Origin of the sequence: Micrococcus sp. TA1 (assembly GCF_014199555.1) — a bacterium.
Taxonomy (GTDB): domain Bacteria; phylum Actinomycetota; class Actinomycetes; order Actinomycetales; family Micrococcaceae; genus Citricoccus.
The window spans coordinates 40,888-65,593 of the sequence record NZ_JACHNW010000002.1 but is presented as its reverse complement, the minus strand read 5'-3'; the positions used below and the strand labels follow the sequence as shown (position 1 = coordinate 65,593).

Genomic DNA, 24,706 nt, shown 5'->3' with positions numbered 1-24,706 from the left:
GTCCATTGACGGTGTGAAGCAATGATTTCATCATGGGAGCACCTATAGCGTTCCACCGGAGTAGACAATGTTCTTTCACCGGGGGGCCGTGGGAGTGCTGGCCGCCCTGTCCCTGAGCGCCACGCTCCTGGCCCCCGCCACCGCCTCATCGGAGACCGACGCCTGTATGGCCGGGAGCGGAACCTCCCACCCGGACAGCGCCCAGACGGGGGTCTGCTGCGTCACCCAGACGAATTACTCGCTGGCCAGCAAGGGCGTGCGCATGCCCTTCAGCGGGGTGCCGACGTTCAAGAACGGCCCCGGCGGGAAGATGGTCGTCGCCCGGTCGTACTCGGGCAGCGTCTCCGCGCAGGTGGTGGCCGGGGCGGAGGCCGAGGTCGGCGCGGTGCTGGCCCGAGCCACGGCGTCCCTGAGCACGTCCCTGGCCAGCGCGAACTCCACCGCCTCCACGAACACCTACGAGCGCCACATCTCCCGGGACCGGTACGGCAACGCCCGGTACGTCTCCTGGGGCCAGGAGGTCTCCTACCAGAAGTTCCGCATCAACCGGGACTGCACCCGCACCACGCTGGCCAGCGGCAGGATCCAGTACCCCAGCGACTCCGAGGGCTGGTACTACTGGGAGACGGGGAGCTAGGCCATGGACGCGGGCCCGGGCGCGGGTGCAGGCGGACTGACTCCCGGACTGCGGCGTGACCGGGTGCGCGCGCTGTCCACGATCCTGGGCCTGGCCGCGGCCGGCGCCCTGCTGGTCGCCTGCTCCGTGGCCTCGCCGCAGGCCGCGACGCCCACCCATCCCGGCGAGGCCGCCACCCCGGCCACCCCCGTCGCGAGCGGGCAGGCCACCCCCCACCCGGCGGTTGATGGGACCTCGAACGCCGCGGGGGAGGAGTTCACCGTCAGTGAGCGGCGCCAGGACGCCATCGCCGTCGCCGAGGGCTCCGAACACCGCGTCGTCGCCGCCACGCTCACCCCGGCCGCGGCCGGGGTGACCTACGTGGTCCACGCCGCCTGCGCCGGCCACGACTGGATGCGCTACCGGCTGACGGTGGACGGCCTCGAGGTCTCCGCCAGTCGGCTGCGGTGCGGGCGGGACGTGGTCAACACGGCGTTCACCGCCGAGGGCGGCGAGCGCGTGCAGCTGCACCTGGAGGCCCCGGCCGGGGAGGGTGCCGGCAGCCTGGCCGAGGTCGTCCCCGCGCCCTGACCCTCGTCCCGGGATGACCGGAGCGAGGAGCGGGGCGGGGTTGCGCCGGTAGCGGAGCCCCCGGAATCGCCACCTCACCCGGGTCTACGCTGGCCGTGTGCGCCGCCGTCGAGGGCGACGCCGGGACGGACATCGCCCCGCAGTTCAGTGTGGAGAGAGGTTGATGGCATGAAGGCCTGGCAATTCGTGGGAACGGACGAGCCGTTGGAGTTCAACGAGGTCTCGGAGCCGACCGCCGGCCCCGGTGAGGTGGTCGTGGACGTCAAGGCCTCCGGCGTGTGCCACTCGGACGTCACCACCATCGACGATCCCGGCTGGATGGCGCTGTTCCCGCACGGCCTGCCGCGCACCATGGGCCACGAGTCGGCCGGCGTGATCAGCCAGGTCGGCGAGGGCATGGAGCACTGGAAGGTCGGGGACCGCGTGGGCCTGGCCCCGGTGATGTCCGACGGAGACGCGCTCGGCTACGGCAAGTGGGACGGCGGCTTCGCCCCCAAGCTGCGCGCCACGGACGACAATCTCGTCGCCCTGCCGGACGAGGTCCCTTTCGACCTCGGGGCCATGGCCACCGACGCCGGCCTGACCTCCTACCACGCGATCATGACGGTGGGCGGGGCGAGGAAGGGCATGAAGGTCGGCGTGATCGGCCTGGGCGGGCTGGGTTACATCGGCGCCCGGGTGGCCGCGCTGACGGGCGCGGAGGTCTACGGCGCCGAGATCAACCCCGAGACGCAGAAGCTGGCCGACGAGATCGGACTGGCCGGGGTGGCCGACTCGATCGACGCCTTCAAGGACCAGGGCCTGGAGCTGATCGTGGACTACGCCGGCTTCGGCACCACCACCTCTGCCGCGCTCGAGACGCTGGCGGAGTTCGGCACGCTCGTGCAGGTCGGCATGGGCCGGCTGGAGTCGACGATCAACACCTATCCGCTGATCGTCAACCAGTTGAGCATCAAGGGCTCGAAGTCCGGCACCAAGGAGGACCTGGCGGGCATCTACGAGCTGATGCGCTCCGGCCAGCTCACCCCGCCGATCAACCACATCTCCCACGCCGAGATCCCGGAGGCGATCGACAAGCTGCGCACCGGCGGCGTGATCGGCCGGTTCATCGCGATGTACGAGTGAGGATGTGCGAGTGAGGTAGCACGGAGAAGGCCGCACGCCCGTGGGGGAGTGCGGCCTTCTCGCCGGGCGACGCCGGGTGTCAGCTGTTCGGCACCAACCGCAACGGCATCCGGGCGAAGCCGCGCAGCACGTTGTGGATCCACGGGGTGACCTCACCGGTCAGCTCGATCCGGTCCACCCGCGTGGCCAGCGCCTGCAGCATGAGCTCGATCTCGGTGCGCGCGATCGGCTGCCCCACGCACTGGTGCAGGCCCATGCCGAAGGCCACGTGGCCGGAGGCGTTGCGGTCCAGGTCGAACACGTCGGCGTCCTCGCCCCACTTGCGCGGGTCCCGGTTCGCGGCCCCCATGAACAGCAGGATCTTGGAGTCCGCCGGGATGTGCACCCCACCGATCTCGGTGTCCACGGTGCTGGTGCGGTGGAACATCTGGAAGGGCGACTCCACGCGCAGCGCCTCGTCCACGGCGAACTTGGCCAGCTGTGGCTTGGCCTTGAGCTTCTCCCACTGCTCGGGGTACTTGGCCAGGTTGTAGAGGGTGTTGCCGATGCCGAAGATGGTGGTGTCCACGCCGGCGGAGAGCAGGGCCCGGACCAGGAGGGTGGCCTGCTGGGGCTCGATCCGCCCCTCGTCGGCGACCGTCCAGATGTCCGCCCCGAGCCCGGTCTCGGTCAGGTTCTTCCGCTCGCAGCTGTCCATGACCCAGGCGGCCACGCGCTCGCCCTCCTCGAAGGCCGCGGCGCGGATGTCGTTGTCCGCCCCGAAGGCGTTGAAGACCATCGAGCCGTACGGCAGCAGGTTCTCGCGTCCGTCCGGGCGCAGGCCCACGGCGTCCGGGAACACCTTCAGCGGGTAGCGCTCGGCGATGTCCACGATGCCGTCCACGTCACCGCGACGGGCCACCTCCTCGGCGAGCTCCTCGGCGAACGGCGCGAACTGCTCGCGCAGTCGGCGCATGGTCGAGGGGGAGATGACCCCGGCCAGGCCGCGGCGCATGACGGTGTGCGTGGGCGGGTCGGACTCCAGGATCGACGGCGGGCGCCACTCGGCCTCCTTGCGGATGTCCTTGGGGCCCAGGCCGCCGCTGGAGCAGTACGACTCGAAGTCGGTGAGGATCTCGTAGACCCACTCGTAGCGGGTGACGGCGTAGCAGCCGTGCTTCTCCAGCCAGACCACCGGTCCGGCCTCGCGCAGCTTCTCGTGCAGCGGGTAGGGGTTCGAGATGTTCTCGATCGTGAAGGGGTCGTCCGGCAGGGAGACGACGCTGGTGGGGGACATCGTGACGGTCATGGATTCTCCTGGTGGCGTCGGGTCAGAGGTCGAGGACGAGCTTGGGGCAACCGGCGGCCGCGCGGGAGACGCAGACCATCATGCAGTCGCCGAACCGCTTCTCGTCCTCGCTGAGGATGGCGTCGCGGTGTTCGACCTCCCCGCTGACCACGTGGGTCTCGCAGGTGCCGCAGATCCCGCCGCGGCAGGAGGACAGGACCCGGACGCCGTGCTCCTCCACGGCCTCCAGGATGGTCTGGTCCGGGGCCACGGTGACGGTCTTGCCCGTCTGGGTCAGCTCGACCTCGAAGGGCTCGGCGCTCGCGCCGGCGTCCAGGCTCGCGGCCACGAACCGCTCCGTGTGCAGGACCCCGGGGGGCCAGCCCATGCAGTAGTCCTCGATGACGCGCAGCAGCGGCTCCGGGCCGCACGCGTACACGAGCATCTTGGCCCGCGGCAGGGCCAGCAGGCCCTCGAGGTCGATCCGACCGACCTCGTCCTCGGGGAAGAGCAGGATCCGCTCGCCGTACCGCTCGATGAGTTCGTCCGCGAACGCCATCGACGCGCGGGAGCGCCCGCCGTAGGCCAGGCGCCATTCGCGCCCGGCGGCCTCGGCGGCCTCGATCATCGGCAGGATGGGAGTGATGCCGATGCCCCCGGCGATGAACAGGTACTTCCGGGAGTCCACGAAGGGGAAGTTGTTGCGCGGTCCGTTGATCCGGATCACGTCGCCCTCGGCCAGGGACCGGTGGACGTACTCGGAGCCGCCGCGGGAGTCCCGGGTGTGCAGCACCGAGACCTGGATGCGGCTGCGGTCGGCCAGCGGTGAGCACAGGGAGTACTGGCGCACGTGGTCCGGCAGCACCAGGTCGATGTGGGAGCCGGGCTCCCAGCGTGCGAACTCCGAGCCGTCGAGGGTGCGCAGCGTGAGGCGGCGGACCCCCTCGGCGAGGGTCTCGAGCCGCTCGACCACGACCTCCTCGAGGTCGTGCCCGAAGCGGCCGGCGTGCTCCGGCCCAGGGGCCACGGCCGTGGCGGCGGTGCTGGAACCGGTGTCAGGGATGCTCTGCATGATGCCTCCTTCAGACGGCCGCGGAGGCCAGGGTGGTGACGGTGCGGTGGGCGGACAGCCCGCCGTCCACGCACAGGTCGGTGCCGTTGATCCAGGACGCCTGCGGGCTGAGCAGGAACGCGATCACCTCGGCGATGTCCTGCGGCTGGCCGGCCCGGCCGAGCAGGGCCACCGCGCCCTCCACCTTCTCGCGGCCGTGGTCCTTCTTGAAGTCCTCCAGGATGGGGGTCTGCACCGGTCCGGGGCTGACCGAGTTCACCCGCACCCGGCCCAGGTGCTCCGAGGCCTGCACCTGGGTCAGCCAGCGCACGCACTCCTTGGAGAAGCGGTAGGAGTTCCCGGTGACCTCCGGATCCCCGGCGACGGCGGCCAGCGCCTCCGCGGCGTCCGCGGCCTGGACGAAGCGGGCGACCTCGAGCTGGCGGGCGGCCCAGCCGGCGGCCACGTTCGAGGCCAGGTTGACGACGGCGCCGCCGTCGGCGATCTTCGGCGCGAGCAGGCGGGTCAGGTCGCGCACGCCGAACACGTTGACGGCCAGCACCGTCTGCCACGGCGCGGTCCCGGGCACCCCGGCGATGTTGAGCAGCCCGGCCACCCCCTCCGGGACCCGGTCGGCGACGGCGGCCACGCCCTCGGGCGTGGAGAGGTCGCCCTGGATGAAGGTGCCGCTGAACTCGGCGGGGACATTGCGGTCCACGCCGATCACGGTGGCCCCGTTCTGCTGCAGCAGGGACGCCGTGGCGGCGCCGATGCCCGAGGCGACGCCGGTGACGACGAGGGTCTTCCCATCGAGATTCATGGGTATGTCCTTCCGGTGGTCCGCATCCGATCCTTCCCGAGACGCCCCGGAGTGCGGGATGCGACAGGATGATGATGCCTGGTGACGGTGTTTCCACCCACTATGTGGCGTTAAGCACGCGGACATCAGCCCAACTTTTTACTGGACGAAAAGACACGTGGGGTGGCTCACAGCCGAGCGCGCAAGCTGGACCCCAGGAAGCGCGCCCGCCGGCCGGTGGGTGCTTCAGCCGTTGAACCGAGGAGGACGCGTGACCGCGACCTATGCAGTGATCGACCCCGCCACCCTGGAGCCGGTCGGCGACGTTCCGCTCCACCAGCCCGAGGACGTCGAGCGCGCCATCTCCGCCGCGCGGCAGGCCTCCCGCGCGTGGGCCGCGGACCGCGAGGCCCGGCGCTCGGCCCTGCGGGCCGCCGCCGACGCCATCGCCGCGGAGGCCGAGGACCTCGGGCGCGTCCTGTCCCTGGAGCAGGGCAAGGTGTGGACCGAGGCCACCCAGGAGTTCCGGGTGGCCGCCGGGCTGTTCCGGCACTACGCGGACCTGGACTGGGACCTGTCCGAGACGCTGCCCCCGCGGGACGGGCGCCAGGTGCAGGTCCAGTACGCCCCCGTCGGGCTCGTCGGGGCCATCACCCCGTGGAACTTCCCCATCTCCCTGCTGGCCGTGAAGCTGGCCCCGGCCCTGGTGACCGGGTGCACCGTGATCGCCAAGCCCTCGCCGTCGACCCCGATGTCCACCCTGGCCCTGGCCGAGGTGCTCAACCGCTTCCTGCCGGCACACGTGCTGCAGGTGGTCACCGGCCGCGGCGTCCTGTCCCGGGCGCTGTCCGAGATGCCGGGCGTCCGGAAGATCTCCTTCACCGGGTCCACCGAGATCGGGGCCGCGATCATGGCGCAGGCCGCCCCCACGGTGAAGAAGGTGACCCTGGAGCTGGGCGGCAACGACCCGGCCATCGTCCTGCCGGACGCCGACCTGCAGGTCACCGCCCGGCGGATCGTGGCCTCGGCCTTCCGCAACGCAGGACAGGTCTGCATGGCCGTCAAGCGGGTCTACGTCCCGCGTGCGCAGAGCGCGGAGCTGACCGAGGCGCTCGTGGCCGCGGCCTCCGCGCTGCGCGTGGGCCACGGCGTGGCCGAGGGCACCACCATGGGCCCGATGCACACCGAGGCCCAGCAGCGTCTGGTGAACGACTACGTCGACCAGGCCGTCGCCCAGGGCGGGCGGATCGCCCACGGCGGCCGGCACGGGACGACCCTCCCCGGGTACTTCCTGGAGCCGACGATCGTGGCCGACGCCCCGGCGTCCTCGGAGCTGGTCTCCTGCGAGCAGTTCGGCGCCGCGCTGCCCGTTGTCGCCTATGACGACCTGGACGCCACGATCGAGGGACTCAACGCCCAGGAGTTCGGCCTGGGGGCCTCGGTCTGGTCCCCGGACCTGGACCGGGCCCACGCGGTGGCCTCCCGCCTCGAGGTCGGCACCGCGTGGATCAACCAGCACACCGTCGTCGAGCTGGACGCGCCCTTCGGCGGCTGGAAGGGCTCGGGCCTGGGCCGCGAGCGCGGCCGCTGGGGCCTGGCGGAGTACCTCGAGCCGCGCACCGTCAACGCCCGGTCCCACACGGACTGAGCCCCACGGTCCGCGAGCCGCACGGCCGGCTCGCGGACCGCGCGTCGGTCCCCAGACGCAGCACAGTGGCCCCGCACCCAACGGTGCGGGGCCACTGTGCTGCGTGCCGTCCGTCCCTGCGTGCCGGGCCAGCGGCGGACGCCTCGGCCCTCGACCCTCGGCGCCCCGGTGGTACAGGGGCCGCCCACGCAGGCCGCTCCGGCGGGCCGCCCACGCGGAACGCCCGGCGGGGAGATCCCCACCGGGCGTTCTGGCACGCGGTGCCCTGCGACGCGGCCTGGCCGTCGTCGGGCGGGCTCAGGCCTCGATGCCGAGCTTGCGGCGCTGGCGCTGCTGGTTGACGAAGACCAGGGCCAGCAGACCGAAGGCCGTCAGCAGCACCGCGGTGACCTGGAAGGCCAGCTGGTAGCCGTCGGCCGGCGTCACGGCCCGACCGATGAGGAAGCCGCCGATGGCCGGGGCGAAGACGCCGCCGGTCGTCAGCACCGCGTTGGCCACGTTCAGGTGGGCCCCGCGCTGGGAGATCGTGGTCAGCTCACCGACGATCAGGTAGGTGATGGCGAACAGCGCCGGGGCGGTGCCGAAGCCGAAGCTCATCAGGGCCAGGGCCAGCACCGGGGAGGCGACGAGGGTGGAGGTGAGCAGGGACAGTCCGGCCGCGGTGCCGGCCAGGCCCAGGGTCCAGCCGCGGGAGCGCCGGCTCGGCACGCCCCGCTGGTCCAGGCGCTGGATCATCGCGTTGAGCCCGATCGTCGCCACGACGCCCCAGGCGGCGGGCAGGGCGATCAGCGCACCGGCCTGCTGGCCGGAGAAGCCCATGACGTTCTGGAAGTAGGCCGGGCCCCAGGACATGGCCAGGGTGAAGGTCCAGTAGCCGAAGAAGGACGCCAGGACCGCGAACAGCCACGTGGGATTGGCGATGGTCTTGAAGAACGGGACCTTCTCCTCGCTCACGCGCGGGGCCTCGGGCAGCGGGGCCTGCACCGCGGTGCCCTCGATCTCCCGTTCCACGGCCAGGGACGTGTACGGTCCCTCCTTGCCCAGCCACATCCAGACGGCGCACCAGGCCACGCCGACCACGGCCAGCGCCACGAAGGCGGTGCGCCAGCCGTGCTGGGTGACCACCCAGGCCAGGACGGGCGCGAAGGCCACGATGCCGAGCGTCACGCCCGAGGAGGCCACCGCGGCGGGGGTGGCGCCCTTCTTGGAGGGGAACCACTTGTAGATGGCGTGCATCAGCACCGGTGCGAGCGGGCCCTCGCCGGCGCCCAGGGCCAGCCGGCTGATCCACAGGGCGGGCAGCGTGGCGAAGACGACCACGGGCATCACGGACAGGGACCAGATCAGGCACATCACCAGCAGCAGGGTCTTGGCCTTGATCCTGTTGGCCAGGGGGGCCGCCACGAGCTGGGCCAGCCCGAAGGTCAGGAACATGGCGCTGGAGACCAGGCCGAACTGCTCCGGGGTGATGTCCAGTTCCTCCATCAGCGGCACGGCGGCGATGCCCAGCACGGCCTTGTCCGCCCAGCTCAGCATCATCAGGAACAGCAGCAGCCCGGTCAGCATCCACGCGTACCGGGTGCGCTTGCGGGGGGACCAGTACCGGGGGTCGCCGCTGTCGAAGGGCGGGGCGCTCGGCAAGCGGGTCTGCGCCGTGGGCGCTTGGGTGAGGGTCATCGGATTCTCCTGTGAGGGGACCGTGGGGGTCGGTGAGGAACGTCTGCAGGCGAATCTAGGAGCGTGTGAACTGGGGCACATAGGTGGCTTTTCGTCCAGTGAGAAGTGGGCCTGAGGGGGAGGCGGATGGTCGGGCACAGTGGGGGAAACCACTGGAACCACGGAAGGCCCCCACATGGACGACCACCGCAGCACCGCGCACCCCGACCAGGACCGGACCGGGCTGAAGGTCGTCACCCTGGGCACGGCGGCCGGACCGGCGATCCGCTCCGAATGCGCCGGCATCGCCACGGCGATCATCGTGGACGGGGTCCACTACCTGGTGGACTTCGGCCTGGGGATCACCCGGGCCTCCCACGAGGCCGGACTGCGCGGGGAGAACCTGCGGGCCTGCTTCGTGACCCACCTGCACTCCGACCACGTGGCCGAGCTGCCCGCCTACCTGCTGTGGAACTGGGGCCAGCCCGTGCAGGGCTTCACCGAGCCCGTGAAGATCCTCGGGCCCGGTTCGGCGGACCCGGAGGCGGGCGCCGTGGGCCTGGCCGGGCTGGTCGACCACGTGCTGCGCGGTTACTCCTACGACATCGACGTGCGCATCGTCGACGAGGGCCGCCCGCCGCTGTACGACCTCGTCACCGTGGAGGAGATCCGCCTGCCGGGCTCCGCCGCCGGCGCCACGGGGGAGTCGACGCCGGCCATGGAGCCCTTCCTCGTCTACGCGGACGAGCGGGTGCGCGTCAGCGCGATCCTGGTGGAGCACCCGCCGATCTTCCCGGCCTACGCGTTCCGCTTCGACACCGCCTACGGATCCGTGGTGGTCTCCGGGGACACGACCGAGTCCCAGAACATGGTCCGGCTCGCCGCCGGCACGGACCTGCTCATCCACGAGAGCGTCTACCTCGACTTCTACCGCGCACGGGACTTCGGCCCGGAGTTCCTCAATCACCAGCTCATCGCCCACACCACCCCGGAGGGGGTCGGCCGGGTGGCCACCGCGGCCCGGGCGGGGCGCGTGGTGCTCTCCCACCTGGCCGGCGTCGCCACGGACGAGCAGTGGACGGCGGGCGTGCGGACCGAGTACGACGGGCCGGTCACCGTGGCCCGGCCGGGCACGGTCTTCGAGGTCGTCGGCAGCGGGACCCTGGCGGGAGCGGGTGTGGGCACGTCCACCTGAGCCGTCCTAGACCGACCGGTTCAGGGACCGGGTGATCGCCGCGGAGGCCACCTGCAGGGCGGGCACGATCCGCTGGAAGTCCGTGATACGGGACAGGTTGACGATCCCCAGCGCGGCGATCACCTCGCCCTCCATCCCGCGGACCGGCACCGCCAGGCCGTAGGCCCCGGAGGAGTGCTCCCCCTCCGTGGTGGCGTACCCGCGCTCGCGCACCCGCTCCAGCTCCTCGTCCAGGCGGGGCCGGTCGGCGATGCTCTTGCGGGTCTCCGGGGTCAACCGCGCGGCGGCGGCCTCGACCACCTCGGCGGGACCGTGCGCCAGCAGCACCTTCCCGCCGGCGCTGGTGTGCAGGGGCAACCGGTCCCCGGGGCGCGCGATCGGGGCGCCGACGCGAGTGCCGGCGATCCGGTCCAGCAACAGGGCCTCGGTGCCGTCGAGGATGAACAGGTTCACGATCTGCCGGGTGGCGAAGAGGACGTCCTGCATGTAGGGCGCGGCCGTCTGGCGCAGCCCGCGCTCCAGCGGGGCGAGCAGGCCCAGCTGCGCGATGCGCGGCCCCACCGCGTAGGAGCCGTCCTCGCCGCGGCTGAGGGCCCCCCACTCGGCCAGGTCCCGCAGCAGCCGGTAGCAGGTGGCCACGGGCATGCCGGTACGGCGGGAGATCTGGGACAGGTTCTGGCGGACGTGCTGGGCGTCGAAGGAGCCCAGCACCTCGAGCGCCCGCGAGGTCACGGAGCGTCCTGGAGCGTGTGCGTTGCCGGCCACGGACCCGCCTTATCACTGGATGGAAAACTGGGGATAGTCTACGGGCCCCGGTGGCCAGAATGACCCTATGGACCTTCAGGCGATCAGTGACCTCGTGGGCGCCGTGTCGGTCCCCCTGTTCGCCGTCACCAGCATGGCCGCCGTCGGGCTCGGCCAGACCGTGCGCCAGTTCATCGCCCCGCTGCGCAGCGGCCGGCTCCTGGTCTCCGGCGCCGTGGCCAACTTCCTCATCGCCCCGGCCCTGGCCCTGGTGCTGACCGCCGTCCTGCCCATCCCCGCGGACGCCCGCATGGGGCTGATGGTCCTGGCCTGCGCGGCCGGCGCTCCCTTCGCGCTGAAGCTGACCCGGCTGGCCCGGGGGGACATGCCCTCCGCCTCCGCGCTGCTGGCCGTCATGCTCGTGGCCACCACGCTGTTCATGCCCGTGGTGCTGCCGATGCTGCTGCCGGGGGCGGAGGTCTCGCCGGCCAGCATCGCCGCGGTCCTGCTGCCCACGATGCTGCTGCCCCTCGGCGCGTCCATCGCCGTGCGCCAGCTCAGTCCAGGACTGGCGGCGCGGTTGCAGGGGCCGGTCCAGCGCCTGAGCTTCTGGTCCATGCTCGTGATGCTCGCCAACCAGTTCCTCGCCGGCCACCGGGAACTGGCCGGGCTCATCGGGACCGGGACCGTCCTGGCGATCGTGCTGTTCACCCTGGCCAACCTCGCGGCCGGGTGGGCGCTGGGGGCCATCAAGCCCGGGGTTGGCCCGATCGTGGGCATCTCCGCCTCCCAGCGCAACATGGGCGTGGCCACGCTGGTGGCCGTGGCGAACTTCGGGGACTCCGCCGCGGTGGTCACCGTCGTGCTGGCCGGATTCCTGGCCCTCATCCTCCTGCTCCCGCTGACCTGGCTCACGGGCCGGGCCGGGCGCGGTGGCCGTGCCCCGGTGGCTACAGTCTGACCTGCGCTGTCACAAGGTGTCGGGACTTCATAGGTTCATCCTATGAGAGTTATTGAATGATTCAGTTTTACTTCATCAGCGATCGGGGACACAGTGGTCTACATCACGCCGCGCTGACGCGGCATCCCCATCCGCTGTCCTCAAGGAGTACCCGTGCAGCCAGCACCGGAGAACGGCCTCGCGCCGCGCATCGTCACCCTCGGCACCGCCGGCGGCCCACGCTGGTGGGCCTCGCAGGAAGGCCGCCATCGGCATGGCATCGCCACCGCCGTGGTGGTGGGGGACGCGTACTACCTGGTGGACGTGGGGCTGGGTGCCGGACGGCAGCTCGAGAAGGCCGGCCTGTCCTTCGACGGCATGCGCGCGGTGTTCGTGACCCACCTGCACTCGGACCACACGGTCGATCTCGCCAGCCTCCTGCTCATGGGCCTGTACGAACGGGACCTCGCGGCCCTCGACCCGATCAGGATCATCGGCCCCGGCGACCGCGGTGCGCTGCCCCCGGTCTCGCCGCGGGCCGACGTCGCCCCTCAGCCGGTGTTCCCGCAGAACCCGACGCCGGGCATCCGCGGCATGGTGGACTCGCTCGTGCAGGCCTACGCCACCGACGTCAACGACCGGGTGCTCGACGCGCTGCGTCCCTCGCCGTTCGACTGCTTCACCGCCACCGATATCGCCATCCCCGAGGGCATCGGATACCACCCCAACGCCAACCCCACCCCCGCGGGCATGGCCCCCTTCGAGGTCTACCGCGACGAGCTGGTGACGGTCACGGCCATCCTCGTCGAGCACCCGCCGGTCGCCCCGGCCTTCGCCTTCCGCTTCGACACCGTGGCGGGCTCGGTGACGATCTCCGGTGACACCACGGCCACCGACAACCTCGTCACCCTCGCCCGGGACACCGACCTGCTGCTCCACGAGGCCATCGACTTCGACTGGGTCGAGGCCCGGTACGGCGGCAGCCCCACCGAGGCCGACCGCGCCTCGATCGACCACCACCGCAAGTCCCACACGAGCCCCGAACAGGCCGTCGAGCTCGCCGAACGGGCCGGCGCCGCCCGCCTGGCCCTGCACCACCTCGTCCCGGGCCACACGCCGGAACAGCGGTGGCGGGACCTGGCCTCGGAGTTCTCCGGCGAGTTCTTCGTCCCCGAGGACCTGGCCACCATCCCCTTTGCCCGCACGACTGCGGACGCCCATACTGCTGCCCTGAAGGTAGGTGCCCTGCGATGACGCACACTGCAACGACGCCCGGCCCGGAGGCCATGGAGATCTCGACCTCGCTCAACACGACGATGATGCGCCGCATCCTCGCCTCGAGCTTCCTGGGGTCGATGATCGAGTTCTACGACTTCATCCTCTTCGCCACCGCGGCCTCGATCGTCTTCAGCCAGGTCTTCTTCGCCGGCATCGATCCCGGACTCGGCCTGTTCGTCTCCTTCACGATCCTCGCGGTCGGCTACATCGCCCGTCCCCTCGGCGGCGTCGTCTTCGGCCACTTCGGCGACCGGCTCGGCCGCAAGGGCGTGCTCGTGACCTCGATGATGCTCATGGGCGCCACGACCGTGGCCATCGGCCTGCTGCCGCCGACGGCCATGATCGGCATCGCCGCGCCGATCCTGCTCGCCGTCTTCCGGGTCATCCAGGGCCTGGCGGTCGGCGGGGAGTGGGGCGGGGCCATGCTGATCGCCCTGGAGCACGCCCCGGCCCAGCGTCGCGGGTTCGCCGCGAGCTTCGCCAACATGGGCGGTCCCGCCGGGGCGATCCTGGCCACCGTGGTGATGTCCGTGTTCACCATGCTCCCGGACGACCAGTTCATCAGCTGGGGCTGGCGCGTCCCGTTCCTGCTCAGCGCGGTGCTGGTCCTGATCGGCCTGGTCGTGCGCCTCAAGGTCCACGAGTCACCGCTGTTCGCCAAGCTCGAGGACACGGCCGAGGAGCGCAAGATCCCGCTGCTCGAGGTGATCACGAAGTACCCCAAGAACCTCACCCTGGGCATCGTCGCCGGGATGAGCTCCTACACCGTGCAGGGACTCATGACCGTCTGGGCCATCTCCTACGTCATCAACGAGGGCCTGGACCAGACGCACACGCTCTGGGTCAAGGCGCTCGGGGCGGCCTCGACCGTCGTCGTCGTGTGGTTCGCGTCCCGGCTGTCCGACCGGGTGGGCCGGCGCCCCGTGATGATCGTCGGGATGCTGATCGGCGCGGCCGCCGCCTTCCCGGTCATGCAGCTGCTGGACCTGGGCACCCTCTGGGCGTTCCTGCTGGCCCTCATCCTGACCCAGGGCTTCGTGCAGGGCACCATCTTCGGTCCCTTCGGTGCCTTCTGCGCCGAACTGTTCCCCACCCGCATCCGGTACACCGGCTCGTCGCTGGTCTACCAGGCCTCCTCGACCCTGGGCGCCGGCTTCACCCCGATGATCGCCTCGGGCCTGGTCGCCTTCGCCGGCGGCTCGCTGTGGCTCATCGGCGCCGTGTGGATCGTCGTGTACCTGGTGGCCGTCCTGGCGACCCTGGCGGTCAAGGAGGGCCGCGACGCGGACCTCGAGGGCGACATGCGCTGACAGCTCCTACCCGTGCCCGGGCGCGCGGCCGGACGGCATCTGCTCGTCCAGCCGCGCGCCCTCCGCCGTGCACAGCGAGATGAGCTCCCGCAGCCGGCGGCTGCGGCGTTCCTGCACGTAGGCGAAGCAGATGTCACTGGGCTCGAAGTTCAGCAGGGGGATGGGGACGATGGGGAACCCGTCATAGGACATGTCCACGGGCGGACGCTGCACGAGGACGCTCCACCCCAGCCCGCGCCCGACGAGCCCGCGGACCGCCTCGAGGCTCGTGGAGCGCCAGCGGATGTTCGGCTCCAGGCCGAGGGCGCGCAGCTTGGGGATCTGGTTGTCCCGGACCGCGGGCACGTCCAGCAGCACGAACGGGTCGTCACCGAACTCGGCGACCTCCACCGCCTCCCGGGACGCCAGGCGGTGCCCGGGGTGCACGAGCGCGTACCCCTGACCCCGGCGGATCACCTCGTGGTGCACGCCGTCGATCAGGTGCCCGGTGTGGGTGATGACGGCGTCGAACCGTCCCTCCAGCATCTGCCGCTGCAGGTCCCGGCCGTCGCCCTCCACGATCTGGACGGACACCTCGGGATGGGGCACGATGAACCGCTCGGCGATGAACGGGACCCAGAACGGCGCCACGGCGGTGTAGCACCCGATGCTGAGCGGACCCACGAGCTGGCCGGCCCGGTCCGCCATCTCCTGCTGGACGTCGGCGGCACGGCGCACCAGCTCGCGTGCGTCCACCAGGAAGCGGCGCCCGGCCGAGGTCAGCTGGATGCCGTGCGAGCGGGTGCGGACCATGAGCTGCTGGCCGACCGCCCGCTCGAGTTCGGTCAGGGACTGGGACATCGCGGCCTGGGAGATGTGCACCGACTCGGCGGCCGCCGTCACGGTCCCCGCGTCCGTGGCCGCGAGGAAGTGCTGCAGTTGCCGCAGCGTGAAACGGAAGGGGTCCATCGCGTCCGCCTATCCTCCGGAGCCCGCGGCGGGGGCGCGCCGCATGGGCACGTGCGGGATCCCGTCCTCGTCATAGGGATCTCCCGCGCGCCGGAAGCCGAAGCGTTCGTACCAGCCCTCCAGGTGGGCCTGGGCGTGCAGGTGGATGACGGCGTCCGGCCGGCACAGGTCGATGCCATGGCGGATCAGCCGGCCGGCGACGCCGCGGCCCCGCGTCGCCGGGGCGGTGGCCACGCGACCGATGGCCGGGGCGGTGCCGTGGACGTCCAGGACGCGGATCGTCCCGAGCACGTCGCCGCCCTCGTGGGCCCAGGCGTGCAGGGTGCCCTCGTGCAGGTCCCGGCCGTCGAGCTCGGGGTAGGGGCAGTCCTGCTCCACGACGAACACGTCGGTCCGCAGGCGCAGCAGGGCGTACAGCTCGGCGGCCGTGATGCCGCCGGCCTCACGGGTCTCCAGGGTGAAGGGCACGGGGCCAGCGTAGTCGGGCGCGGCGGGCCCCGTGCTCAGCGCGGCAGTCCGGCCAGCGCCGTGCGGCAGGCCCGGAGGTTGCTGGCGAACGACTGGCGTTCGGCCGGCGGGATCGCCGCCAGCAGGGCGGACTCGAGCGCGGACACCGGTCCGCTCAGGGATTCCAGGACCTCGCGGCCGGCGTCCGTGAGGTACAGGGGGATGCGGCGGCCGCTGGCGGCATCCTCGGACCGGCGCACGTACCCCGCCTCGAGCAGGGGCGTCATGGTCTCGGCCATCGTCTGGGCCCGGACGAAGGAGCGACGCGCCAGCTCGGAGGACGTGATCCCCGGCCAGCGGGCCAGGACGGCCAGTGCGGTGTACTGGGCGGTGGTCAGTCCGGCGGCCTGTTGAGCGGCCTGTTCCAGCGGGGCGCGCAACCCCGACTCCAGCTGCTTGATGGTGTAGATGAACCATCCCTCGACCAGGCCCGGGGGCGCGGTGGCTGGTGAGTGGCTCTCCTGATCCGGCTCGGTGTCCATTCCACTCCCTCGTCCGTTGTGGCGGGAACCACCCGCGCTCGGGGTCAACCTAGCACGCGGGCCACCGCCGCCTGCCGCCGGTCAACCGGCGTCGCTAGGGCATCCCGGTGGCCTCCCGCCCCGCGTCCTCCGGGTCCCCGCTCCAGTCGGCCCTCACAGTCGAACGTCCTTGACAGTCATTTCAGGTTACCTGAAACTTAGGAGCAGTGTCGGCATCGTGGCCGGCCGCTACCCATCGGCCGTGGTCGTCAAGCGTAGGAGGGCCTCATGGACGTACGCGAGAGCGGCACGCTCAGGACAACGATCGACGGGCTCCCGGAACTGGTGGGTCGCACCTTCGGCCCATCCTCGTGGTTCCGGGTCACCCAGGACGACGTGGACGCCTACGCGCAGGTGTCGCGGGACCACAACCCCATCCACGTCGACCCGGAGGCAGCGGCGCGGAGCCCCTTCGGGCGCACGGTCGCCCACGGTTACCTGACCCTGAGCCTCGTGGTGCCGCTCATGGCAGAGGTATTCGAGGTGACCGACATGGGCACCGGCATGAACTACGGCCTGGACCGGTTGCGGTTCCCGGCTCCGGTGCCCGTGGGCAGCACTATCCGTCTGCGGGGCGAGGTCCTGGGCACCGTCCCCCTCGCTGCCGGACAGCAGGTCACCGTGCGCGTCACGTTCGAGGTGGAGGGTTCGGCGAAACCTGCCTGCGTGGCCGACCTGCTGCTGCGGTACTACGCGTGAACTCCCGCACCGTTATCAACCGAACCGAGGAGGCCCCCGTGTACGAACCACGGATCGACCTGGAGTCCATCGTCGCCATCGACACCCACGTGCATATCGAGGCCGACGCCTGCGGACACGGGGCCCTGCCGGGCGAGCTGACGGAGGCGATGGACGCCTACTTCAAGCGCGACGGAGACCGTCCGGGCCTGGACGCGGTGGCCGACTACTACCGGGGGCTGTCCATGGCGGCGGTGGTCTTCACCGTGGACGCCCGCACGGCCATGAAGACCATGCCGAACAGCAGCACCGAGATCGCGCAGGGGGCCGCCCGGAACAACGATGTGCTGATCCCCTTCGGCAGCGTCGACCCATGGTGCGGGCCGGCGGCCATCGAGGACGCCCGTCGGTTGCACGGGGACTCTGGCGTCCGGGGATTCAAGTTCCATCCGAGCGTCCAGGACTTCCTGCCCAGCGACCCGCAATTCGACCCGCTCTTCACCGTGCTGGAGGAGCTCGGGGTGCCCTGCGTCTTCCACACCGGACAGACGGGCATCGGGGCCGGGATGCCCGGGGGATACGGCATCCGGCTGTCCCTGTCCAACCCCATGCACCTGGACGACCTCGCCGCCCGGCACCCCGGACTGAGGATCATCATGGCCCACCCCTCCGTGCCGTGGCAGGACGAGGCGATCGCCATCGCCACGCACAAGTCCAACACGTGGATCGACCTCTCGGGGTGGTCGCCGAAGTACTTCGAGCCCAAACTCGTGCGCGCGGCCCGGACGTACCTCCAGGACAAGGTCCTGTTCGGGTCGGACTACCCGGCCATCACGCCGGAGCGGTGGATGCGCGACTACCGGGAGCTCCAGATCCCCGACGGCGCCACCCGGAAGATCCTCAAGGACAACGCGGTGGCACTGCTCGGTCTCGACTGACACGAGGCCCCGGTAGCGGGGAGGATCAGTCCCTGCGGTAGTCCTCCCGGGCGTAGGACGAGTACGGGGCGGGGTACACCGTGGCGCGGATCTGCACCTGACGGTGACGCTCCACCGTCGGCTTGGCGGAGTTCGGCTCCTCGCCCCACATCACGCTGACCTCGGTCCCGGGCTCGGCGTGGGAGGCCTCGACGCTCGCCAGGGAGACGAAGACCTGCTCGCCGGTGATGTACCCGGCGTCGTGTGAGATGCCGATGTCCGCGCCCCCGGCCAGCACGCGGTCGACCTGATAGACGCCGTACCGGGCCTTGGGGAAGTCGATGTACTTCGCCGGGGTCCCCGGTTCGTACAGCGAACGCTGGGCGGCGGCGACGTCCTCGGGGTTCCACACCAGCGTGACCTTGGTGCGCTGCGGTTCCTGCGCCAGGCGTTCGAGGGCGCGGCGCCCGATGAAGTCGTGGTCGAAGGCGACGCTGCGGCCGTAACCGAGATCGTAGGGAGTGAGGTAGTAGTCCTCGATGTCCTCGGAGGTAGCGCTTCCGGCGAGTGAACCGGTCCGGGCGGCGGGCAGCCAGTCGAGGTACGCGTCCATGCCCTGGCCCGTGAAGATCGCCGGCAGCGGAGAGGGCACCCAGGCCGACTCGAGGTTGGCCGAGGAGTAGGCCTTGGCCCCGACCGGCACGAGGTCGAACTCGGCGCCGGCCTCGATCAGTGCCTTCCGGACACGCTGGCCCTCGGCCCAGGGGCCGAAGAGCTCGAAGCCGGGCTGGCCGGCCATGCCGTGGCGCAGCGAGCGGACCTCGACGCCGGCGATGGTGAACGTGGTCATGTGGAAGAACCTGGTCTTCGGCACCGGGGCCCCGGTGACCTTCTCCATCAGGTCCAGTGCCCGGGGGCCCTGGACCTCGTAGCGGTAGAGGGCGGGATCCTGACCCGGGGTGCGCATCAGGGAGTTGGCGTCGCGCTCGAACGTGACGTCGTAGTCACCGGTCTCGCCGATGTACTGGACCCAGTCGAGCACCATGAACCAGCCCACGAGGTCGAAACGGTCCTCCTCGAGGTGGAACAGGATGGCGTCGCCGATGAGGTAGCCCTCGTGGTTGACGGCGACGAACTGCTTGGCCTTGTCCACGCCGAAGGTCGCGAAGCTGTTCACGCCGGTGTCGCTGAGCAGCCTGAGTGCATCCGGGCCGGAGATGAACAGGTCGGTCATGTGGTGGGACTGGTCGAGCAGGGCCACCGAGTCGCGCCAGGCCAATTGCTCCGAACGCCAATTGCTGAACTCTGGGGTGACGGGGAAGATCGTGGGGCGCGACTGCGCGTTGCGCAGCATCTCCACGGGGCTCCCGACGCGGGCGATGGCCTGGGCCGCGGATTCGGTCGTCGCGGCCTGCGGGGCGTAAACGGTCATGGTTGCTCCTGGAATGCGGGTGAAGGGGTCGAGCACGGCGGGCTGTGATCCATGTTACGTAGCCAGACGCATGTTCCCAGGGGTTGGGGATAATGATTGCTTATGAATCGAGCAGCGGGACTTAGTGGCACGAGGCGCGTGGCGTGGACCTGAACCTGTTGCGCGTATTCGTCGCGGTCTACGAGACGGGCAGCCTCACCACGGCGGCGCGCCGGCTCTTCGTGACCCAGCCGGCGGTGAGCCAGGCCCTGGGTCGGCTGCGCCGCGAACTCGACGACCCGCTGTTCGAGCGGGACGGCAGGACCATGCGTCCCACCCCGGTGGCCTCCACCGTGTTCCCGGCCTTCCGTGAGGCGCTGTCCGGGGTCGACCGTGCCCTGGACGAGATCCACGGCTTCGACCCGGCACTCACGGACCGTCGTTTCCGCATCGCCATGTCCGAACTCGGGGAGATCGGGTGGGCGCCGTCCATCCTGCGGGCCGTCCGGGCGCGGGCGCCCCGGGTTGGCGTCGATGTCGTGGCGATGGACGTCCAGGCGCTGCCGGAATGGCTCTCCCGGGGGACCGTCGACCTGGCTGTGACGCCCTCCCCGGTCCCGGGTGGCTTCGACCACGTGGCCCTGAAGTCGCAGTCGTACGGGGTGGCGATGTCCGCGGACCATCCGCTCGCCATGGCGCCGGTCTCCCTGGCGGACTACGTCTCGGCCGAGCACGTCGCGGTGGGGAGTGATTCCGGCCTGCCCAACCTCGCAGCCGCCCTGGGCCGGCTGGGCGCGGTCATCACCCCCCAGGTGACGGTGAACCATTTCACCTCCCTGCCGTCCCTGCTGGCGGGGGACCGGGGGCTGATCGCGACCGTCCCCGACACCATCGCCGCCGGATGGGCGACCACGTGGCCGATCGTCGTACAGCCCCTGCCCTTCGAGATGCCGGCCGTGGACGTCCGCCTCTACCGTCGGGCGACCACGCAGCAGACGGCGGCACTGGACTGGATCTTCACCACGGTGGCCAGGGCGATCCAGGGGTCCACGGGGCAGTTCTTCGCGATCCACGGTGACCCCATCGTGGGAAGGCCGCATCACCGCGCGTGAGTATCGGGGAGCCCTGATGTCTTCGGGCGGGGAGCGCAGCCTCCCGGGGCCTTGTCTCAGGAGAACCCCTCCTCCATAGTGGGTGAGCAGCCGAATGTTTCAGCCAGCCTGAAATATAGGCAGCTCGGCGTTCTGGCTCTCAACCCTTTGGAGGAACCATGGCATCCACCCCGCGATCCCCTCGACCGTCTCGCCGCGCCATTCTGGGTGCTGGGGGAGCGATGGCCCTTGGTGCCCCCTTCCTGGCCGCTGGTGGCGCGTCAGCGGACGAGACCCCGGTGCTCGCTGCTCCGGGCAAGGTCCCGGAGGCGGGAATGCACCTGGTCACCCTGGGCACCGCAGCCGGCCCGGCCATCCGCGGGTCGCGGCACGGGATATCGAGCGCTGTCATCGTGGATGGCCTGCATTACCTCGTGGACTTCGGTTTGGGCATGCCGAGGCAGGTCAGCGAGGCCGGGCTGACCGGCAGTACGCTTCGCCAGGCGTTCGTCACCCACCTGCACTCGGACCATGTCTCCGAGCTGAGCGCCTACATGCTCTACAACTGGGACACCCCGGTGCAGGGCGTGACGTCGAGGGTGGGGATCATGGGGCCCGGCCGAGCCCGCCTGCCCCAAGGGTTCCGGCCTGTTGTCGAACCGAGCCAGACCGGCATGAAGGATGTCGTCGACCATCTGCTGAAGGCCAATGGCTATGACATCAATATCCGCACCACCGACGAGGCGCGCATTCCGCTCGACGAACTCTTTGAAGGCGTGGACATCGACCTGCCTCGCGGACTGAAGGCCGACCCGGACCGTCATCCTGTGCCGGAGATGGAGCCGTTCACCATCTATGAGGACGACCGCGTTCGAGTTCAGGCGACACTCGTGGAACACCTGCCGGTCTTTCCTTCTTTCGGATTCCGGTTCGAGTCCGACCACGGGGTCATCTCGTTCTCCGGGGACACCGCCGAGCACTCCAACGTGGCGCGGCTGAGTCGTGATGCGGACATCATGGTCCACGAGGTCATCAATATGGACTACTACCGCGACCGGGGCTTCACCGAGGAATACCTGCATCACCTGGAGTCCAGCCACACGTCCCCAGAGGGTATTGGGCGGATCGCCACCGAGGCCGGTGCGAAGAGCGTGGTGGTCAGCCACGTGGCAGGGGTGTTCTCGCATGCGGACTTGACCGGCATCGGCGCGCACTACGACGGCTCGTACACCCTGGCGGCCGACCGGCAGATCTTCAGCCTCTGAGGACCACACCTTCCACTTCCAGTGCTGGCAGTGCTGGGGCCGCGGATGTGCCCCCTTGGCGTTCGGGTGCGTACCCCGGGGCTGGTCGGACCTGCGCGCAGGGACCGCAGGGCCGAACCACTCTGCGCGTTGACGGTGCGCTGCGCTCCTGGAAGCAGGCCAGGGCTCGAGGGCCTTGACGATTATTTCAGGACACCTGAAACTACTTGTGGGATCCGTCACATGGGCGGCGTCCTCCCTCGCGGTACAGGAGCGTTCGGATGTACGACAACTACGCAGTCCTCTGGAACCGGATAGCCAGACGCCGCCCGGAGCTCGTCGCGCTGCGGTCCGACGGGCAGTCCGTCAGCTACGAGGAGTTCGAGGCTCGAGCCGGGGCCGCCGCAACGGCGCTGCGGGACCAGGGCCTGTGCGCCGGGGACCGGGTGGCGTTCTTCCTGCACAACACCGTCGAGTACCTCGTGCTCTTCTACGCCTGTCTCAAGCTCGAGGCCATTCCCGTGTCCATCAACTACCGTTACCGCGGTGCCGAGGTGGCCGCATTACTGGCGGTGGCCCGCCCCGCCGCGCTCGTCCACGCCCCGGGCACCGTTGCCGTCGTCCAGGACGCACTGGAGCGGGTCGCCGGGACGGAGGCCTCACCACGGTTCGTGGTCGTGGCCGGTGGCGGACGTGCGGACGGGGCACCGGTCCGGGAGCCGGTGGTCCTTCCTCCCCGCGTGGCGCGCCTGGCCTATGCGGACCTGGTGGCCGCAGTCCCGGCCTCGCTGCCCGACCCGGGCCGGGACGCCGAGGTCTACATCTTCACCGGCGGGACCACGGGCACTCCCAAGGCCGTGGTCTGGGGGATCGGAGACCTCCTGCACATCCAGCAGTCCTCGATCTACGCACCACTGGGGCTGGAGTATCCCGCGGACGTGGAGGCCGCCGTCGCCGTGGCGGTGTCCGCGGACCGCCCGGCCGTGACCACCCTGCCGCTGGCGCCGTTCATCCACGCCACCGCCCTCTTCAGCGTCATGAACACCCTGGCCCTGGGCGGCACGGTGATCATCAACCCGGACCCCAGCCTGGTCCCCGAGGACGTGGTGCGACTGATCATCGACGAACGGGTGAGCCGGCTTATCGTAGCCGGGGACGCCGTGGCCGTGCCCATCGTCGAGGCCCTTGAAACACGCTTGCAGGGCGCCCGGTCCGGACTGACGTCCGTGATCAGTTCGGGGATGCGGTTCAGTGACGAGACCAAGCGCCGGATCCACCGATTGGGGCAGGTGGCGATCGTGGACATCCTCGCCTCCACGGAAGGGGGTCCCTACGCCATCGCCACCACAACGCGCGCCGAGGACCTCCCGGCTCGGTTCCGTCTCGCGGAGGACGCCGTGGTGCTGGACGAGGCGCGGCGCGAGGTGCAGGACGTGCCAGGTGCGACCGGCGTGCTGGCCTACCGCGGGGCCCTGCCCAAGGGTTACCTGGACGACCCGCGGAAGTCGGAGGAGAGCTACCCGGTCATCAACGGGGTCCGTCACTGTTCACCCGGGGACTACGTCCGGGTAGACGAGCATGGCTTCATCGAGTTGCTCGGGCGGGGCAGTTCCGTGGTGAACACGGGCGGGGAGAAGGTCTTTCCGGGTGAGGTCGAGGAGGCGTTGCTGGACCACCCGGCGGTGACCGATGCCGTCGTCTTCGGGGTGCCGGACCCGCGCTGGGGCGAGCGAGTGGCCGCCGTCGTCGCCGTGGCCCCGGGGTCGGGCACTACCGCACAGGACCTGTTGGACCACGTTGCACCCCGGTTGGCCGGATACAAGAAACCGCGCACGCTGGTCCTGCGCGACACCCTCGAGCGGAGACCGAGCGGGAAGCTGGACATGAGGGCGATCAAGACCGCCGTGGCGGACGCCGGCCCGAAGCGGGCGGGCACGGTATGAGCACCGGCCTCCTCGGCACGGCCGATTACTACGGGTTCGCCGAGCAGTTGAGCGGGGCCGAACGCACCGTGCTGCGGCGGTTGCGGGAGTTCCTGCTGACCGAGGCCGCACCGGTCCTGGCCGACCACTGGGAACGGGGCGAGGCGCCGCTGTTCCTGCGGGACCGACTGGCGAGGCTGGACCTGGTGGACCCCGCGGAGATCCGCGACGCCGGGGAGGCCGTCCGGCCGTTGTTCACCGGGTTCCGGAACCTGGAGTTCTCCCGCGTCGACGGGTCCCTGGCCATCCTGTTCGGCGGCCAGGCCGGCATGTTCCGCACCGTGGTGCAGGCCGGGGCCAGCCCGGAACAGTTTTCCGCATGGGACGAGGACATCGCGGAGTTCCGGATGACCGGGTGCTTCGCCCTGACCGAGCCCGAGCACGGTTCCGACATCGCCCGTGGCGTCCAGACCGAGGCCCGCCGCGACGGTGGCGACTGGGTACTCACCGGAGCCAAACGCTGGATCGGCAACGCTGCGTCCTCCGACTACGTAGCAGTGGCCGCCCGCGACACCGAGGACCACCAGGTCAAGGTCTTCCTGGCCCGCACCGACGATCCGGGCATGACCATCACCACGATCCGCGGCAAGACCTCCCTGCGCATGGTGGACAACGCCGACATCACCCTCGACGGCGTCCGGGTGCCGGACTCACACCGCCTGCAGGAGATCAACTCCTTCGCCGACCTCAACCGGGCCTTCCGGATTTTGCGTCCGGACGCGGTGTGGAACGCCACCGGCCTGCAGATCGGCCTCTTCGAGACCGTGCTCGACTACACGCGGCAGCGAGAGCAATTCGGCCGGCCGATCGCGTCGTTCCAGCTGGTCCAGGACCAGCTGGTCACCATGCTCGGCAACGCCAACGCCTCCCTGGCGCTCGCGGTCCGCCTGGCGCAGCTCGCCGACGGCGACGGCGTCGGCGACGCTCAGGCGGCCCTGGCCAAGACCTGGGTGTGCCGCCACATGCGCCACACTGCCTCACTGGGCCGGGAATTGCTGGGCGGCAACGGCATCCTGCTGGAGCACCAGGCCGCCCGGTTCCACGCGGACGCCGAGTCCCTCTACACCTTCGAGGGCACGGACCAGATCAACACCCTGATCGTCGGACGGGACATCACCGGCCATGGGGCCTTCGTCTAGCAGACAGGAGGGTTCCGATCACCTCTTCCCACCCCCTTCACCCCTCTC

General features: G+C 70.6%; 23 protein-coding genes. 14 read left to right on the top strand and 9 right to left on the bottom strand.

Features of this window, described 5'->3' with window-relative positions; translation table 11 throughout:
* Window positions 1-67: 67 nt before the first annotated feature.
* The 3 genes from GGQ69_RS11675 (at window position 68) to GGQ69_RS11665 (ending at window position 2,332) form a co-directional block, all read left to right on the top strand.
* Entirely contained in the window at window positions 68-637 is a 570-nt protein-coding gene (locus tag GGQ69_RS11675) for a hypothetical protein (protein WP_183528732.1), read from the top strand.
* A gap of 3 nt (window positions 638-640) precedes the next feature.
* Window positions 641-1,207: a hypothetical protein gene (locus tag GGQ69_RS11670; protein WP_183528730.1), complete on the top strand. Its 567-nt coding sequence runs from the start codon at window positions 641-643 to the stop codon at window positions 1,205-1,207.
* A 168-nt stretch (window positions 1,208-1,375) separates the two neighbouring features.
* The gene (locus tag GGQ69_RS11665; RefSeq protein ID WP_183528728.1) at window positions 1,376-2,332 is read left to right on the top strand and encodes a zinc-binding dehydrogenase; all 957 of its coding nucleotides are present in this window, start codon (window positions 1,376-1,378) and stop codon (window positions 2,330-2,332) included.
* A gap of 79 nt (window positions 2,333-2,411) precedes the next feature.
* On the opposite strand, the gene GGQ69_RS11660 is transcribed toward GGQ69_RS11665, so the two are convergent.
* From GGQ69_RS11660 to GGQ69_RS11650, 3 genes are read right to left on the bottom strand one after another with little or no spacing between them, the layout of a single operon-like run.
* A complete protein-coding gene (locus tag GGQ69_RS11660) occupies window positions 2,412-3,620 on the bottom strand; it encodes a cytochrome P450 (RefSeq protein WP_183528726.1) in 1,209 nt (402 codons plus the stop codon).
* 22 nt (window positions 3,621-3,642) lie between these two features.
* Window positions 3,643-4,671 carry a PDR/VanB family oxidoreductase gene (locus tag GGQ69_RS11655; protein ID WP_183528724.1) on the bottom strand — a complete coding sequence of 343 codons (1,029 nt, stop codon included), beginning with the start codon at window positions 4,669-4,671 and terminating at the stop codon, window positions 3,643-3,645.
* Between the two features lie 10 nt (window positions 4,672-4,681).
* Window positions 4,682-5,470 carry a coniferyl-alcohol dehydrogenase gene (locus GGQ69_RS11650; protein ID WP_183528722.1) on the bottom strand — a complete coding sequence of 263 codons (789 nt, stop codon included), beginning with the start codon at window positions 5,468-5,470 and terminating at the stop codon, window positions 4,682-4,684.
* 250 nt (window positions 5,471-5,720) lie between these two features.
* On the opposite strand from GGQ69_RS11650, the gene GGQ69_RS11645 reads away from it, so the two are divergent.
* Window positions 5,721-7,097, top strand: coding sequence for an aldehyde dehydrogenase family protein (locus tag GGQ69_RS11645; RefSeq protein ID WP_183528720.1), 1,377 nt, complete (start codon window positions 5,721-5,723; stop codon window positions 7,095-7,097).
* Window positions 7,098-7,394: 297 nt separating this feature from the next.
* On the opposite strand, the gene GGQ69_RS11640 is transcribed toward GGQ69_RS11645, so the two are convergent.
* Window positions 7,395-8,774, bottom strand: coding sequence for an MFS transporter (locus GGQ69_RS11640; protein ID WP_255459683.1), 1,380 nt, complete (start codon window positions 8,772-8,774; stop codon window positions 7,395-7,397).
* 175 nt (window positions 8,775-8,949) lie between these two features.
* On the opposite strand from GGQ69_RS11640, the gene GGQ69_RS11635 reads away from it, so the two are divergent.
* The gene (locus GGQ69_RS11635) at window positions 8,950-9,948 is read left to right on the top strand and encodes an MBL fold metallo-hydrolase (RefSeq protein ID WP_183528718.1); all 999 of its coding nucleotides are present in this window, start codon (window positions 8,950-8,952) and stop codon (window positions 9,946-9,948) included.
* Between the two features lie 6 nt (window positions 9,949-9,954).
* On the opposite strand, the gene GGQ69_RS11630 is transcribed toward GGQ69_RS11635, so the two are convergent.
* Window positions 9,955-10,680, bottom strand: a complete 726-nt coding sequence (locus GGQ69_RS11630) for an IclR family transcriptional regulator (protein ID WP_183528716.1) — start codon at window positions 10,678-10,680, stop codon at window positions 9,955-9,957.
* Window positions 10,681-10,780: 100 nt separating this feature from the next.
* On the opposite strand from GGQ69_RS11630, the gene GGQ69_RS11625 reads away from it, so the two are divergent.
* The 3 genes from GGQ69_RS11625 (at window position 10,781) to GGQ69_RS11615 (ending at window position 14,220) form a co-directional block, all read left to right on the top strand.
* Window positions 10,781-11,653: a bile acid:sodium symporter family protein gene (locus GGQ69_RS11625; RefSeq protein WP_183528714.1), complete on the top strand. Its 873-nt coding sequence runs from the start codon at window positions 10,781-10,783 to the stop codon at window positions 11,651-11,653.
* 153 nt (window positions 11,654-11,806) lie between these two features.
* On the top strand, window positions 11,807-12,886 hold the full coding sequence (locus GGQ69_RS16890) for an MBL fold metallo-hydrolase (protein WP_183528712.1): 1,080 nt from the start codon (window positions 11,807-11,809) through the stop codon (window positions 12,884-12,886).
* Complete coding sequence (locus GGQ69_RS11615; RefSeq protein WP_183528710.1) at window positions 12,883-14,220, top strand: MFS transporter; 1,338 nt, start codon at window positions 12,883-12,885, stop codon at window positions 14,218-14,220. The genes GGQ69_RS16890 and GGQ69_RS11615 overlap by 4 nt, the downstream gene beginning before the upstream one ends.
* Window positions 14,221-14,226: 6 nt before the next feature.
* Here GGQ69_RS11615 and GGQ69_RS11610 read toward each other — a convergent pair whose 3' ends face one another.
* Genes GGQ69_RS11610 through GGQ69_RS11600 form a run of 3 tightly spaced genes read right to left on the bottom strand, consistent with a single transcriptional unit; the run spans window position 14,227 to window position 16,157 of the window.
* Window positions 14,227-15,168: a LysR substrate-binding domain-containing protein gene (locus GGQ69_RS11610; RefSeq protein ID WP_183528708.1), complete on the bottom strand. Its 942-nt coding sequence runs from the start codon at window positions 15,166-15,168 to the stop codon at window positions 14,227-14,229.
* 9 nt (window positions 15,169-15,177) lie between these two features.
* On the bottom strand, window positions 15,178-15,636 hold the full coding sequence (locus GGQ69_RS11605; RefSeq protein WP_183528706.1) for a GNAT family N-acetyltransferase: 459 nt from the start codon (window positions 15,634-15,636) through the stop codon (window positions 15,178-15,180).
* A gap of 35 nt (window positions 15,637-15,671) precedes the next feature.
* A complete protein-coding gene (locus GGQ69_RS11600; protein ID WP_183528704.1) occupies window positions 15,672-16,157 on the bottom strand; it encodes a MarR family winged helix-turn-helix transcriptional regulator in 486 nt (161 codons plus the stop codon).
* A 267-nt stretch (window positions 16,158-16,424) separates the two neighbouring features.
* On the opposite strand from GGQ69_RS11600, the gene GGQ69_RS11595 reads away from it, so the two are divergent.
* Window positions 16,425-16,895, top strand: a complete 471-nt coding sequence (locus tag GGQ69_RS11595) for a MaoC family dehydratase (protein ID WP_183528702.1) — start codon at window positions 16,425-16,427, stop codon at window positions 16,893-16,895.
* A gap of 38 nt (window positions 16,896-16,933) precedes the next feature.
* Entirely contained in the window at window positions 16,934-17,812 is an 879-nt protein-coding gene (locus GGQ69_RS11590; RefSeq protein WP_298041921.1) for an amidohydrolase family protein, read from the top strand.
* Window positions 17,813-17,837: 25 nt separating this feature from the next.
* On the opposite strand, the gene GGQ69_RS11585 is transcribed toward GGQ69_RS11590, so the two are convergent.
* Entirely contained in the window at window positions 17,838-19,223 is a 1,386-nt protein-coding gene (locus GGQ69_RS11585) for an aminomethyl transferase family protein (protein WP_183528700.1), read from the bottom strand.
* A 143-nt stretch (window positions 19,224-19,366) separates the two neighbouring features.
* On the opposite strand from GGQ69_RS11585, the gene GGQ69_RS11580 reads away from it, so the two are divergent.
* The 4 genes from GGQ69_RS11580 to GGQ69_RS11565 all read left to right on the top strand — a co-directional run bounded on the left by GGQ69_RS11580 (window position 19,367) and on the right by GGQ69_RS11565 (window position 24,658).
* Window positions 19,367-20,314 (top strand): LysR family transcriptional regulator, encoded by a 948-nt coding sequence (locus GGQ69_RS11580; RefSeq protein WP_183528698.1) that lies wholly within the window; start codon window positions 19,367-19,369, stop codon window positions 20,312-20,314.
* A 158-nt stretch (window positions 20,315-20,472) separates the two neighbouring features.
* On the top strand, window positions 20,473-21,558 hold the full coding sequence (locus tag GGQ69_RS11575) for an MBL fold metallo-hydrolase (protein ID WP_221243750.1): 1,086 nt from the start codon (window positions 20,473-20,475) through the stop codon (window positions 21,556-21,558).
* A gap of 260 nt (window positions 21,559-21,818) precedes the next feature.
* The gene (locus GGQ69_RS11570) at window positions 21,819-23,480 is read left to right on the top strand and encodes an AMP-binding protein (protein WP_183528696.1); all 1,662 of its coding nucleotides are present in this window, start codon (window positions 21,819-21,821) and stop codon (window positions 23,478-23,480) included.
* Window positions 23,477-24,658, top strand: coding sequence for an acyl-CoA dehydrogenase family protein (locus tag GGQ69_RS11565; RefSeq protein ID WP_183528694.1), 1,182 nt, complete (start codon window positions 23,477-23,479; stop codon window positions 24,656-24,658). Before GGQ69_RS11570 ends, GGQ69_RS11565 begins: the two co-directional genes overlap by 4 nt.
* The last annotated feature ends 48 nt before the right edge of the window (window positions 24,659-24,706 follow it).

What these genes read in the sequence shown, in the direction of transcription:
- GGQ69_RS11675 (WP_183528732.1), top strand. Translation starts at nt 68, where the DNA reads ATGTTCTTTCACCGGGGGGCCGTGGGAGTGCTGGCCGCCCTGTCCCTG.
- GGQ69_RS11670 (WP_183528730.1), top strand. Translation starts at nt 641, where the DNA reads ATGGACGCGGGCCCGGGCGCGGGTGCAGGCGGACTGACTCCCGGACTG.
- GGQ69_RS11665 (WP_183528728.1), top strand. Translation starts at nt 1,376, where the DNA reads ATGAAGGCCTGGCAATTCGTGGGAACGGACGAGCCGTTGGAGTTCAAC.
- GGQ69_RS11660 (WP_183528726.1), bottom strand. Translation starts at nt 3,620, where the DNA reads ATGACCGTCACGATGTCCCCCACCAGCGTCGTCTCCCTGCCGGACGAC.
- GGQ69_RS11655 (WP_183528724.1), bottom strand. Translation starts at nt 4,671, where the DNA reads ATGCAGAGCATCCCTGACACCGGTTCCAGCACCGCCGCCACGGCCGTG.
- GGQ69_RS11650 (WP_183528722.1), bottom strand. Translation starts at nt 5,470, where the DNA reads ATGAATCTCGATGGGAAGACCCTCGTCGTCACCGGCGTCGCCTCGGGC.
- GGQ69_RS11640 (WP_255459683.1), bottom strand. Translation starts at nt 8,774, where the DNA reads ATGACCCTCACCCAAGCGCCCACGGCGCAGACCCGCTTGCCGAGCGCC.
- GGQ69_RS11635 (WP_183528718.1), top strand. Translation starts at nt 8,950, where the DNA reads ATGGACGACCACCGCAGCACCGCGCACCCCGACCAGGACCGGACCGGG.
- GGQ69_RS11625 (WP_183528714.1), top strand. Translation starts at nt 10,781, where the DNA reads ATGGACCTTCAGGCGATCAGTGACCTCGTGGGCGCCGTGTCGGTCCCC.
- GGQ69_RS11615 (WP_183528710.1), top strand. Translation starts at nt 12,883, where the DNA reads ATGACGCACACTGCAACGACGCCCGGCCCGGAGGCCATGGAGATCTCG.
- GGQ69_RS11610 (WP_183528708.1), bottom strand. Translation starts at nt 15,168, where the DNA reads ATGGACCCCTTCCGTTTCACGCTGCGGCAACTGCAGCACTTCCTCGCG.
- GGQ69_RS11600 (WP_183528704.1), bottom strand. Translation starts at nt 16,157, where the DNA reads ATGGACACCGAGCCGGATCAGGAGAGCCACTCACCAGCCACCGCGCCC.
- GGQ69_RS11595 (WP_183528702.1), top strand. Translation starts at nt 16,425, where the DNA reads ATGGACGTACGCGAGAGCGGCACGCTCAGGACAACGATCGACGGGCTC.
- GGQ69_RS11585 (WP_183528700.1), bottom strand. Translation starts at nt 19,223, where the DNA reads ATGACCGTTTACGCCCCGCAGGCCGCGACGACCGAATCCGCGGCCCAG.
- GGQ69_RS11575 (WP_221243750.1), top strand. Translation starts at nt 20,473, where the DNA reads ATGGCATCCACCCCGCGATCCCCTCGACCGTCTCGCCGCGCCATTCTG.
- GGQ69_RS11570 (WP_183528696.1), top strand. Translation starts at nt 21,819, where the DNA reads ATGTACGACAACTACGCAGTCCTCTGGAACCGGATAGCCAGACGCCGC.
- GGQ69_RS11565 (WP_183528694.1), top strand. Translation starts at nt 23,477, where the DNA reads ATGAGCACCGGCCTCCTCGGCACGGCCGATTACTACGGGTTCGCCGAG.